General features: G+C 61.7%; 12 protein-coding genes. All 12 read left to right on the top strand.

Features of this window, described 5'->3' with window-relative positions; all coding sequences use genetic code 11:
• The first annotated feature begins 57 nt into the window (after window positions 1-57).
• The 12 genes from EJD88_RS00840 to EJD88_RS00895 all read left to right on the top strand — a co-directional run bounded on the left by EJD88_RS00840 (window position 58) and on the right by EJD88_RS00895 (window position 11,569).
• On the top strand, window positions 58-555 hold the full coding sequence (locus EJD88_RS00840) for a DUF6231 family protein (RefSeq protein WP_112193882.1): 498 nt from the start codon (window positions 58-60) through the stop codon (window positions 553-555).
• Between the two features lie 4 nt (window positions 556-559).
• Window positions 560-1,030 carry a YchJ family protein gene (locus EJD88_RS00845; protein ID WP_158876270.1) on the top strand — a complete coding sequence of 157 codons (471 nt, stop codon included), beginning with the start codon at window positions 560-562 and terminating at the stop codon, window positions 1,028-1,030.
• 19 nt (window positions 1,031-1,049) lie between these two features.
• The gene (locus tag EJD88_RS00850; protein ID WP_099583329.1) at window positions 1,050-1,532 is read left to right on the top strand and encodes an LEA type 2 family protein; all 483 of its coding nucleotides are present in this window, start codon (window positions 1,050-1,052) and stop codon (window positions 1,530-1,532) included.
• Complete coding sequence (locus EJD88_RS00855) at window positions 1,529-1,741, top strand: SEC-C metal-binding domain-containing protein (protein ID WP_099583330.1); 213 nt, start codon at window positions 1,529-1,531, stop codon at window positions 1,739-1,741. Before EJD88_RS00850 ends, EJD88_RS00855 begins: the two co-directional genes overlap by 4 nt.
• A 156-nt stretch (window positions 1,742-1,897) precedes the next feature.
• Window positions 1,898-4,339 carry a penicillin acylase family protein gene (locus EJD88_RS00860; RefSeq protein ID WP_158876272.1) on the top strand — a complete coding sequence of 814 codons (2,442 nt, stop codon included), beginning with the start codon at window positions 1,898-1,900 and terminating at the stop codon, window positions 4,337-4,339.
• Between the two features lie 192 nt (window positions 4,340-4,531).
• Window positions 4,532-5,536, top strand: coding sequence for a ligase-associated DNA damage response exonuclease (locus tag EJD88_RS00865; RefSeq protein ID WP_158876274.1), 1,005 nt, complete (start codon window positions 4,532-4,534; stop codon window positions 5,534-5,536).
• Window positions 5,533-7,167, top strand: coding sequence for an ATP-dependent DNA ligase (locus tag EJD88_RS00870; protein WP_112193879.1), 1,635 nt, complete (start codon window positions 5,533-5,535; stop codon window positions 7,165-7,167). Before EJD88_RS00865 ends, EJD88_RS00870 begins: the two co-directional genes overlap by 4 nt.
• A 223-nt stretch (window positions 7,168-7,390) precedes the next feature.
• Window positions 7,391-8,170, top strand: coding sequence for a transporter substrate-binding domain-containing protein (locus EJD88_RS00875; protein ID WP_032891615.1), 780 nt, complete (start codon window positions 7,391-7,393; stop codon window positions 8,168-8,170).
• A gap of 57 nt (window positions 8,171-8,227) precedes the next feature.
• Window positions 8,228-8,956, top strand: coding sequence for an ABC transporter permease (locus tag EJD88_RS00880; RefSeq protein ID WP_032891617.1), 729 nt, complete (start codon window positions 8,228-8,230; stop codon window positions 8,954-8,956).
• Window positions 8,953-9,663: an ABC transporter permease gene (locus EJD88_RS00885; RefSeq protein ID WP_099583334.1), complete on the top strand. Its 711-nt coding sequence runs from the start codon at window positions 8,953-8,955 to the stop codon at window positions 9,661-9,663. Before EJD88_RS00880 ends, EJD88_RS00885 begins: the two co-directional genes overlap by 4 nt.
• Window positions 9,664-9,672: 9 nt before the next feature.
• Window positions 9,673-10,791 carry a succinylglutamate desuccinylase/aspartoacylase family protein gene (locus EJD88_RS00890; RefSeq protein WP_158876276.1) on the top strand — a complete coding sequence of 373 codons (1,119 nt, stop codon included), beginning with the start codon at window positions 9,673-9,675 and terminating at the stop codon, window positions 10,789-10,791.
• Window positions 10,792-10,804: 13 nt separating this feature from the next.
• A complete protein-coding gene (locus EJD88_RS00895; RefSeq protein WP_158876278.1) occupies window positions 10,805-11,569 on the top strand; it encodes an ABC transporter ATP-binding protein in 765 nt (254 codons plus the stop codon).
• Window positions 11,570-11,596: the final 27 nt, after the last annotated feature.

Raw genomic sequence — 11,596 nt, forward strand, 5'->3', positions numbered from 1 at the left:
TCTAGGCCAGCACGCTCAGCCGCGCTAGTCTCTACGGTCCTGATGTGAGGATCTCTGATGACCGCTGGTATTTCTGCCCGTACCCCCCAGCAAGCCCTGGCCGCTTTGCTCGATCTGCACCAGCCCAAACGCCTGTTGCTGTTGGGCGCCAGCCAGTTCCCGGCGCTGGATGCCTTTAAGGAGGCGCACCCCGACACCCAAGTGTCCGTGGCGGCGCCTGGGCCGTTGCCCGCAGAACTGGCGGCGCAGCGCTTTGACCTGGCATTGGTGGTCGATTGCCTGGAGCACCTGTCAAAACCGCAGGGCCTGACCCTGCTCGGCGGTATTCGCAACCTCAACGCCAGCCGCATTGCGGTACTGGTGGACCTGGGTGCCTGCGACTGGAAAGACACTGACTTTTTCTCCCTGGCCCTGCAGGCCGGCGAGCGTTTCCAGCGCGATGAACAGGTGTTGACGCTGTTTACCTACGATCTGCTTGACTATAAACAGGTGCCGGACTGGCTCAACGCCCGCTTCTGGGCCAACCCGGAAAACTTTGGAAAGTATTGGTGGTAACCCAATGAATACATCCATTTGCCCCTGCGGCAGTGGCAACCTGCTGGATGCCTGCTGCGGCCATTATCACGCCGGCCAGCAGGCGCCGTGCGCCAGCGCGTTGATGCGCTCACGCTACAGCGCCTATGTTCTGGGCCTGGTCGACTATCTGGTAGCGACCACGTTGCCAGCGCAACAAGCAGGTCTGGACCGCGCCGCCATCAGCACCTGGAGCGCCCAGAGCACCTGGCTCGGCCTTGAGGTGGAAAGCTCGGAAGTGTTCGGCGGCCAGCCCGAACATGCCTTCGTGACCTTTACCGCGCGCTGGCACGACAGCACCGGCGAACATAGCCACCGTGAACAGTCCTCTTTCGTACAGAATGACGGGCGCTGGTACTTCATCGACCCAACGGTTGAGGTGAAGGCCGGACGCAATGACACGTGCCTGTGCGGCAGCGGGCAAAAATTCAAGAAGTGCTGTTCCAGCTACTTCTAACCCCACGAGGACCCACGCCATGCTCCGGATCTACAGCTTGATGCTGGCGTTAACCTTCGGCCTGAGCGGCTGCGCGTCGTGGTTCGAGGACGACTCACCGCCGCCCCACATTTCCCTGGTCAAGGTCGAAGTGGTGCGAGCCAAGTTGCTGGAACAGAAATTCAAACTGTACTTTCGCGTGGACAACCGCGACGACGCCGACCTGACCGTGCGCGGCCTGGTCTACAAGGTCACCCTGGATGATTTTGTGCTGACCGAAGGCGAGTCCAACGAGTGGCTCACCGTGCCGCCCCGAGGCCACGCTTTTTTCAAAGTCTCGGTGCGCACCAACCTCTGGCCGCAGATACGCGATGTGGTGCAATTGTTGAAAAAACCCGACCAACCCGTGCCCTATCGCCTGGAAGGCGAGCTCAAAACCGGATTATTCATCGGTTATGACGTGCAGGTCGCCCACAATGGCGTGATAATCCCCGGCGATTTTATTCCGGAGCGACATCGATGACTCAGCAACCCCATGTCCATGGTCCTGACTGCAACCACGATCACGACCACGATCACAGTCACCATGACCACGATCACGGCCATGTCCACGGCCCGAACTGCGGCCACGCTCACCAGGAACCCGTGCGCAACGCGTTGAAGGATGTTGGCCGCAACGATCCTTGCCCATGCGGCAGCGAGAAGAAATTTAAGAAGTGCCACGGGGCCTGAGCCACACTGAAAATCTCCATGTGGGAGCAACCACGCCCCACATGGCCCGAGCCAGTCTCAAGATCTAACGCTTAACCAAAACTCCTGCTTGCGTCGCTTCGCCGCGCTCACTAACGTAGCGCCTTTACTGACGCTACCCCCCGCAGGAGCTTTGCCATGGCCTCGCCAGCCCTCTCACATTTTCTTCCCCGGTTCGGCGTTGCCGCGGCAGTGGCCAGTGCTTTAAGCCTGGCCGGTTGCCAGCTCCAGAGCACCCAGGACACCCTGCCGCCCGTTGCGGGCGTGCAACCGATCAAAGGCCTGGCACAAAACGTGTCGGTGCGTCGCAATGCCCAAGGCATGCCGCTGATCGAAAGCAACACCTTCCACGACGCGCTGTTCAGTCTCGGCTATGTGCACGCCAGTGACCGCATCACCCAGATGGTCACCTTGCGCCTGCTGGCCCAGGGCCGCCTGGCGGAAATGTCCGGCCCTGAGGTGTTGGATGTCGACCGTTTCATGCGTGCGGTCAACCTGAAAAAAAGCGCCGGCGAGCTGTACAGCGCCTCGTCGCCGCGCCTCAAGCGGTTCTTCGAAGTGTATGCCCGTGGCGTCAACGCCTACCTGTACCGCTACCGCGACAAGCTGCCGCCGGACCTGGCCGAGACCGGCTACAAGCCCGAGTACTGGAAGCCGGAAGATTCGGCACTGTTGTTCCGCCTGCTGAATTTCAGCGAGTCGGCCAACCTGCAGGAAGAAATCGCCTCCCTGGTGCTGGCGCAAAAAGTCGGCGTCGACAAACTCGCCTGGCTCACCCCAAGCGCGCCGGATGAGCCGATCCCAGTGGCCGAGGCCGAGAAACTCAAGGGCGTGAACTTCAGCCAGATCACCGGTCTGGCCGGGCTTGATACCGTGACCCAGCAACTGAGCAGCCTCAATGCCCTGGGCGTGACCACGTCGAGCAACTGGGCCATCGGCCCGCAGCGCAGCCGCAGTGGCAAAAGCCTGCTGGCCAACGACCTGGCCGCCCAACCGCAAGCGCCGTCGCCCTGGAGCTACGTGCAGATCCGCGCCCCGAAATACCAGGCCGTCGGCGCCTCGATTGCCGGCTTGCCGACGCTGCTGTCCGGGTTCAACGGCAAAGTCGCGTGGAGCCTGAGCACGGTCAAGGGCGACACACAGGACCTGTTCCTGGAAAAAGTCAGACGCCAGGGCAACGCGTTGTACTACGAGAACAATGGCAAATGGCTGCCGGCCGGCGTGCGCAACGAGACCTTCTTCGTCAAGGGCCAGCGCTCAATTCGCGAAGTTGTCTACGAAACCCGTCACGGCGCCCTGCTCAACAGCAGCCAGGCACTCACCAGCGGTCTGGGCCTGGCGTTGCAAACAGCCGACTTTAAAGACGACAAGAGCCTGGATGCGTTTTTCGACCTGTCCCGTGCGCAAAACGTCGGCAAGGCCTCGGACGCAACCCGCGAGATTCGCGCCATCGCGTTGAACATGGTGTTTGCCGACGCCACCAATATCGGCTGGCAGGTTACTGGCCGCTTCCCTAACCGCCGCGAAGGTGAAGGTTTGCTACCGTCGCCGGGCTGGGATGCGCGCTTTGATTGGGACGGTTACGCCGACGCAATGCTGCACCCCTATGACCAGGACCCGGCCCAAGGCTGGATCGGTACCGCCAACCAGCGCACCGCGCCGCGTGGCTATGGCATGCAGTTGTCCAACTCCTGGGATGCCCCGGAGCGCAGCGAGCGCCTGGCGCAACTGGCCAATGCCGGCAAACATGACAGCCGCAGCATGATCGCCATGCAGTACGACCAGACCACCACCTTCGCCGCCAAGCTCAAGAGCATGTTCCAGGCACCAGGCATGGCCCAGCCGCTGAAGCAGGCGATTGATGGATTGCCCGCAGCCGAACAGGTCAAGGCGCGCGAAGCGTTGAAACGCCTGATGGCCTTTGACGGTCGCCTCGTTGCGACGTCTGCCGACGCGGCGCTCTATGAGCTGTTCCTGCAGGAAAGCACCAAGCAGATCTTCCTCGACGAACTCGGCCCGCAAGACAGCGCCAGCTGGAAGGCCTTCGTCAGCAACGCCAACCTGTCCTACGCCGCCCAGGCGGATCACTTGCTGAGCCGCGAAGACAGCCCGTTCTGGGACGACGTGCGCACACCGCAAAAAGAAGACAAACCGGCGATCCTCGCCCGCAGCCTCGCGGCCGCGATCAGCGCTGGCGACAGCCAATTGGGCGCCGATCACAAGGCCTGGCAGTGGGGCAAGCTGCACAGCACCACCTGGAAGAACACCGCAGGCCAAGTCATCCGTGGCCCGCTGGCGTCCGGCGGCGACCACAACACCCTGAATCCCGCGCCCTACAGCTGGGGCCAGGATTTCAATACCACCCAAGTCCCTGCGCTGCGCATGATCGTCGACTTCGGCCAGGCGGAGCCGATGATGGGCCAGGGCGGTATCGGCCAATCCGGCAACCCGGCCAGCCCGAACTACGCCAATGGCATCGACCCGTCGCTCAAGGCGCAATACCTGAGCTTCCCGATGCAGCCGCAGAACTTCGAGAAGGTCTATGGGAAAGCTCGGCTGACCCTGACACCAGGCAAGTAACTGAATGTATGTGGTCCAAATGTGGGAGGGGGCTTGCCCCCGATAGCAGTCTGTCAGTCACTGATAAGTTGACTGAACCACTGCCATCGGGGGCAAGCCCCCTCCCACATTTTGGCTCTCTACATTTAGATAGAACTTCTCCAGGCTCATTCTCCTCCTACCTGATAAGCCCATCGCCCCCGGCACGCGTCCATGGATCTTGTCATCGCCCGCCCCGAAGGTCTCTACTGCCCCTTTGGCGATTTCTACATCGACCCCTGGCGCCCGGTGGAACGCGCCGTCATCACCCACGCCCACGGCGACCATGCCCGCACCGGCAATCAGCATTATCTGGCCGCCGCACCCGGCGAAGGTATCCTGCGCTCGCGTCTGGGCCAGGACATCAACCTGCAAACCCTGGCCTATGGCGAGCAACTGCTGCACCACGGTGTGACCTTGAGTTTCCATCCCGCCGGGCATGTACTCGGTTCAGCTCAGGTGCGCCTCGAATACCGGGGTGAAGTCTGGGTGGCGTCCGGCGATTACAAAGTCGAGCCCGATGGCACCTGTGCGCCCTTCGAGCCGGTGCGTTGCCACACCTTTATCACCGAATCCACCTTTGGCCTGCCGATCTACCGCTGGCAGCCCCAGGCGCAGATTTTTGCCGGGATCAACGATTGGTGGCAGGCCAATATCGCCGCTGGCAAAGCCAGCGTGCTGTACTGCTATTCCTTCGGCAAAGCCCAGCGCATCCTACATGGCATCGACGCCAGCATCGGCCCGATCCTCAGCCACGGCGCGGTCGAACCGCTGAACCGCGTGTATCGCGAAGCCGGCATCTATATCCCCGACACGCTCTACGCCGGGGACTTCACCAAGACCGACCCACTGCTGCGCCAAGCCTTGATCATCGCCCCGCCCTCCGCCGGCGGCAGCAGTTGGATCAAGCGCTTCGGCGACTACAGCGACGCGTTCGCCAGCGGCTGGATGCGCCTGCGCGGCACACGGCGGCGGCGCGGAGTGGACCGAGGTTTTGTACTGTCGGACCACGCCGATTGGCCGGGCCTGTTGTGGGCCATCGAACAGACCGGCGCAGAACGGGTGATGGTGACCCACGGTTCTGTCGGCGTATTGGTGCGCCACCTGCGGGAAAAAGGCCTGGACGCCCAGGGCTTCACCACCGAATACGGTGATGACGAAGAAGAGGCCAGCGCATGAGGGCCTTCGCCGAGCTGTACGCCAACCTCGACGCCACCACCTCCAGCAACGCCAAGCTCGCGGCCCTGCAAGCCTACTTCCTGCAAGCACCGCCCGAGGATGCGGCATGGGCGGTGTATTTCCTGTCCGGCGGACGCCCTCGGCAACTGGTGCCGACGCGCCTGCTGCGAGACATGGCCACCGAAGCGTCCGGCATCGAGCCGTGGCTGTTCGAAGAGAGCTACCAGTCGGTGGGTGACTTGGCCGAGACGATTTCCCTGCTGTTACCGGAATCGACCTACACCTCAGAAGACGGCCTGGCCGTGTGGCTGGAAGACAAACTCCTGCCCCTGCGCGGGCTCTCGCCCCTGGACTTGGCTGAACGCCTGCCAGCGTTATGGACACAACTGGATCAACCAAGCCTGATGGTGTGCATCAAATTGATCACCGGCAGCTTCCGCGTTGGCGTGTCCAAGCTGCTGGTCACCCGCGCCCTCGCGGCCATGGCCGGGCTGGACAGTAAACGCGTGGCCCAGCGGCTGGTGGGCTACACCGATCTGTCCAATCGCCCTACACCTGAGGGCTACCTCAAGCTGATCGCCGCCGAATCGTCCGACGAACATGCACAACGAGGCGGACAGCCGTATCCGTTTTTTCTCGCTCACGGGTTGTCGCAGCCAGTGGAGCAATTCGATGCCCTGCTCGGCTCTCCAGCGGACTGGCAGGTGGAGTGGAAGTGGGACGGCATTCGTGCGCAGTTGGTCAAGCGTGACGGGCGCCTGTGGATCTGGTCCCGAGGCGAAGAGTTGGTGACTGAACGGTTTCCCGAACTCCACAGCCTGGCGAGTGGCCTGCCCGATGGCACGGTGATCGACGGCGAAATCGTCGTGTGGAAAGACTCGGTGCAACCCTTCGCCCTGCTCCAACAACGTATCGGCCGCAAGACCCTGAGCAAAAAAGTGCTGGAGGATGCGCCGGTGGCAGTCCTGGCCTACGACCTGCTGGAACATCAGGGCGACGACTGGCGCAACCACACCCAGGCCAAACGCCGCGCACAACTGGAGCAGGTGATTGCCCAGTGCAACCAACCGGTGTTGCAGCCCTCACCGCTGCTGACGGGTGCAACCTGGCAAGACCTTGCCCAACAACGCGAAGCCTCCCGCAGCCTCGGCGTCGAAGGCATGATGCTCAAAAATCGCCAGGGTCTGTATGGCGTGGGCCGCACCAAGGATATGGGCCTGTGGTGGAAGTGGAAAGTCGACCCGTTCAGCGTCGACGCCGTGTTGATCTACGCCCAGCGCGGGCATGGCCGACGCGCCAGCTTATACAGCGACTACACCTTTGCCGTGTGGGACGGCCCGCCCGGCAGCGAGCGCACGCTCGTGCCGTTTGCCAAGGCCTATTCCGGGCTGACCGACGAGGAAATGCGCAAGGTCGACGCGATTGTGCGCAAGACCACGGTGGAAAAATTCGGCCCGGTCAGCAGCGTGACGCCGAGCATGGTGTTCGAATTGGGGTTTGAAGGGATTGCCCTGTCCAAGCGCCACAAGAGCGGGATTGCCGTGCGCTTTCCCAGGATGTTGCGTTGGCGGCAGGACAAGACAGTCGATGAGGCCGACAACCTTGCCACCCTGCAGGACCTCCTGGCCTGACATAAATCCCCGCGTTGAATTTCCTTGCGACCCGAAATGGTGCGCTCATTTTCCCGCGCCCACTTTCGGGCATCTCCTACACTCAGATTTCCCTTATCCCACCTTTTAAAACGCTCATTCGGAACTATGGTGCAGAAATTGCTACTTGTGATCCGTCTGACACCGTTCAGTAACAGTCCTAAACGCGCCACAAGCGCTTATCTTGGTTTCCAGGGATTACATAATGAAAAAAGCATTGCTGACCCTTTCTGCACTGGCTCTGTGCATGGCCGCCGGTACCGCGCTGGCCAAGGAATACAAGGAATTGCGTTTTGGTGTCGATCCGTCCTACGCGCCATTCGAATCCAAAGCTGCCGACGGCAGCCTGGTGGGCTTCGATATCGACCTGGGCAATGCCATCTGTGCGGAGCTGAAGGTCAAGTGCAAATGGGTCGAAAGTGACTTCGACGGCATGATCCCAGGCCTGAAAGCCAACAAGTTCGACGGCGTGATCTCGTCCATGACCGTGACCCCGGTGCGTGAAAAGGCCATCGACTTCTCCAACGAACTGTTCTCCGGTCCTACCTCGCTGGTGTTCAAGAAAGGCGCTGGGTTCTCTACCCCTGAGTCGCTCAAGGGTAAATCCGTGGGCTACGAGCAAGGCACCATCCAGGAGGCCTACGCCAAGGCTGTGCTGGACAAGGCCGGTGTGACCACCAAGGCCTACGCCAACCAGGACCAGGTTTATGCGGACCTGACGTCCGGCCGTCTCGATGCGTCCGTGCAGGACATGCTGCAAGCCGAACTGGGCTTCCTGAAGTCGCCAGCCGGTGCCGGCTACGAAGTCAGCGCGGCCATTGACGACCCATTGCTGCCGTCGAAAACCGCGATCGGTATCAAAAAAGGTAACACTGAGCTCAAGGCACTTTTGGATAAAGGTATCAAAGCGTTACACGATGATGGCACCTACGCCACTATCCAGAAGAAACACTTTGGCGATCTGAACCTGTACAGCGGCAAGTAATGCCCGGGGCGCCCCTCCACTGGAGGGGCGCTTTTTTATCGCCATAGGTCCTGATTTATGTTCGAAGATCTGTTGCAAACCCTCGGGCTGAGCGCGTTCAGCTTGAAGGGTTTCGGCCCGCTGTTGCTGCAGGGCACCTGGATGACCCTCAAGTTGTCGGTGCTGTCCCTGGCCGTCAGCGTGTTGCTCGGCCTGCTCGGCGCCAGCGCCAAACTCTCCAGCCTGCCCTTCCTGCGCATTCCCGCCCAGCTCTACACCACCCTGATCCGTGGCGTGCCTGACCTGGTGCTGATGCTGCTGATTTTCTACAGCCTGCAAACCTGGCTTACCGGCCTGACCGACTTTATGGAATGGGAGTACATCGAGATCGACCCATTCAGCGCCGGGGTGATCACCCTGGGCTTTATCTACGGTGCCTACTTCACCGAGACCTTTCGCGGCGCGATACTCGCCGTGCCCCGTGGCCAGTTGGAAGCTGCCACCGCCTATGGGCTCAAGCGCGGCCAGCGGTTTCGCTACGTGACCTTCCCGCAAATGATGCGTTTTGCCCTGCCCGGCATCGGCAATAACTGGATGGTCATGCTCAAGGCCACCGCGCTGGTGTCGATCATCGGCTTGGCGGACTTGGTCAAAGCGGCCCAGGACGCGGGCAAAAGCACTTACCAGCTGTTCTATTTCCTGGTGCTGGCCGCGCTGATCTACCTGGTGATCACCAGCGTCTCCAACTTTGTCCTGCGCCGTCTTGAACGTCGCTACTCCGCAGGCTCCCGGGAGGCAGTGCGATGATCGAACTCTTGCAGGAATACTGGCGCCCGTTCCTCTACAGCGACGGCCAGCACATCACCGGCCTGGCCATGACGATGTGGTTGCTCAGCGCCGCCTTGGTGATCGGGTTTCTGGTGTCGATCCCACTCTCCATCGCTCGCGTATCGCGCAAGCGCTGGGTGCGCTGGCCGGTGCAGTTCTACACCTACCTGTTTCGCGGTACACCGCTCTATATTCAGTTGCTGATCTGTTACACCGGCATCTACAGCATCGCCGCCGTACGCGCCCAACCGGTGCTGGATGCGTTTTTCCGCGATGCAATGAACTGCACCATCCTCGCCTTCGCCCTCAACACCTGCGCCTACACCACGGAGATTTTCGCCGGCTCGATCCGCAGCATGGCCCACGGTGAAGTCGAGGCGGCCAAGGCCTACGGCCTCAGCGGCTGGAAGCTCTACGCCTATGTGATCATGCCGTCCGCACTGCGCCGCTCGTTGCCGTACTACAGCAACGAAGTGATCCTGATGCTGCACTCGACCACCGTGGCGTTTACCGCGACGATCCCGGACATTCTCAAAGTCGCGCGGGATGCCAACTCGGCGACCTTCATGACCTTTCAATCGTTCGGCATTGCCGCGCTGATCTACCTCGCCGTGACCTTTGCCCTGGTCGGCCTGTTTCGGCTGGCGGAACGTCGCTGGCTGGCCTTTCTCGGGCCAAGCCATTAAGGAGCCTTCATGCGTCATCAGCGACATGAACTGATTGCGCCGGTGCCAGGCACGGCGCGGCAGATCCACAGTTTCCACTTCGGCCCGCAGCAGGCCGCAGGCAAGGTCTACATCCAGGCGTCGCTGCATGCCGATGAGCTGCCCGGCATGTTGGTCGCCTGGCACCTGAAGGTGCGCCTCGCCGAATTGGCGGCGGCCGGACGGCTGTCGAGCGAGATCGTAGTGGTGCCCATCGCCAACCCGGTGGGCCTGGAACAGGTGTTGATGGATATCCCCCTGGGCCGCTACGAGCTGGAAAGCGGGCAGAACTTCAATCGCCTGTTTGTCGACCTCAGTGACGAGGTGGGCAACCAGGTCGAGACGCTGCTGGGGGATGATCCGCAACGCAATGTCGAACTGATTCGCGCCGCATTGAGCAGCGCCCTCGCCGGGCAAACCGCCGCCACCCAATTGCAGTCTCAACGGCTGGTGCTGCAACGCCTGGCGTGCGACGCCGACATGGTGCTGGACCTGCATTGCGACTTCGAAGCCGTGGCGCACCTGTACACCACGCCTGAGGCCTGGCCGCAGGTGGAGCCGTTGGCGCGTTATCTAGGCTCGGAAGCCAATTTACTGGCAACCGACTCTGGCGGGCAGTCGTTCGATGAATGTTTCACCCTGGTCTGGTGGCAGTTGCAGCAACGGTTTGCCGAACGCTTCCCGATCCCCATGGGCAGTTTTTCGGTGACGGTCGAACTGCGCGGCCAGGGCGACGTCAACCACGGCCTGGCGGGCCTCGATTGCCAAGCGATCATCGACTACCTGATTCACTTCGGCGCCATCAGCGGCGAAGCGGCGCCCTTGCCCGACCTGCCCTACCCGGCCACCCCACTGGCCGGCGTCGAGCCCGTTGCGACACCTGTGGGCGGCCTGCTGGTGTTCAGCGCCCTGCCCGGTGAGTACTTGGAAGCCGGGCAACTGATTGCTGAAATCATCGACCCCATTACCGACCGCGTAACGCCTGTGCACTGCCATCACGCAGGCCTGCTTTACGCCCGTTCGCTGCGCCGCATGGCCACTGCCGGGATGGTCATCGCCCATGTCGCCGGCTCAGAGGCCTACCGCAGCGGCTACCTACTTTCGCCTTGAGGATGCACGCCCCATGTACAAATTGACCGTTGAAGGCCTGCATAAAAGCTATGGCGACAATGAGGTGCTCAAAGGTGTCTCGCTGAAGGCCAGGACCGGTGACGTGATCAGCCTGATCGGCGCCAGCGGCTCGGGCAAAAGCACCTTTTTGCGCTGCATCAACTTCCTGGAAACCCCGAACGACGGCGCCATGACCCTCGACGGTAAGCCGATCCGCATGGTCAGCGACCGCCACGGCATGCGCGTGGCCGACGACGCCGAATTGCAGCGCCTGCGCACGCGGCTGGCGATGGTGTTCCAGCACTTCAACCTGTGGAGCCACATGAGCGTGCTGGAAAACATCACCATGGCGCCACGCCGGGTGCTGGGTTGCAGTAAAAAGGACGCCGAGGACCGCGCCCGTCGCTATCTGGACAAGGTCGGCCTGCCAGCGCGGGTGGCCGACCAGTACCCGGCGTTTCTCTCCGGTGGCCAGCAGCAACGGGTGGCCATCGCCCGCGCGCTGGCCATGGAACCGGAGGTGATGCTGTTTGACGAACCCACCTCGGCGCTCGACCCGGAGCTGGTGGGCGAAGTGTTGAAGGTGATCCAGGGCCTGGCCGAGGAAGGCCGCACCATGATCATGGTCACCCATGAGATGAGCTTTGCGCGCAAGGTATCGAGCCAGGTGCTGTTCCTGCACAAGGGCCTGGTCGAAGAGCAAGGCGCGCCTGAGGATGTGTTGGACACTCCGAAGAGCGAGCGTTTGCAGCAATTCCTGAGTGGCAATTTGAAGTAAACCTTTGCGGTGCCTGGAGGGTCTGTG

Source organism: Pseudomonas sp. PB105 (assembly GCF_009764655.1).
GTDB lineage: Bacteria > Pseudomonadota > Gammaproteobacteria > Pseudomonadales > Pseudomonadaceae > Aquipseudomonas > Aquipseudomonas cyclaminis.

Excerpts from the sequence above, each read along its gene's own strand:
- EJD88_RS00875 (WP_032891615.1), top strand. The coding sequence starts at position 7,391 with ATGAAAAAAGCATTGCTGACCCTTTCTGCACTGGCTCTGTGCATGGCC.
- EJD88_RS00840 (WP_112193882.1), top strand. The coding sequence starts at position 58 with ATGACCGCTGGTATTTCTGCCCGTACCCCCCAGCAAGCCCTGGCCGCT.
- EJD88_RS00880 (WP_032891617.1), top strand. The coding sequence starts at position 8,228 with ATGTTCGAAGATCTGTTGCAAACCCTCGGGCTGAGCGCGTTCAGCTTG.
- EJD88_RS00895 (WP_158876278.1), top strand. The coding sequence starts at position 10,805 with ATGTACAAATTGACCGTTGAAGGCCTGCATAAAAGCTATGGCGACAAT.
- EJD88_RS00885 (WP_099583334.1), top strand. The coding sequence starts at position 8,953 with ATGATCGAACTCTTGCAGGAATACTGGCGCCCGTTCCTCTACAGCGAC.
- EJD88_RS00870 (WP_112193879.1), top strand. The coding sequence starts at position 5,533 with ATGAGGGCCTTCGCCGAGCTGTACGCCAACCTCGACGCCACCACCTCC.
- EJD88_RS00860 (WP_158876272.1), top strand. The coding sequence starts at position 1,898 with ATGGCCTCGCCAGCCCTCTCACATTTTCTTCCCCGGTTCGGCGTTGCC.
- EJD88_RS00845 (WP_158876270.1), top strand. The coding sequence starts at position 560 with ATGAATACATCCATTTGCCCCTGCGGCAGTGGCAACCTGCTGGATGCC.
- EJD88_RS00865 (WP_158876274.1), top strand. The coding sequence starts at position 4,532 with ATGGATCTTGTCATCGCCCGCCCCGAAGGTCTCTACTGCCCCTTTGGC.
- EJD88_RS00890 (WP_158876276.1), top strand. The coding sequence starts at position 9,673 with ATGCGTCATCAGCGACATGAACTGATTGCGCCGGTGCCAGGCACGGCG.
- EJD88_RS00850 (WP_099583329.1), top strand. The coding sequence starts at position 1,050 with ATGCTCCGGATCTACAGCTTGATGCTGGCGTTAACCTTCGGCCTGAGC.
- EJD88_RS00855 (WP_099583330.1), top strand. The coding sequence starts at position 1,529 with ATGACTCAGCAACCCCATGTCCATGGTCCTGACTGCAACCACGATCAC.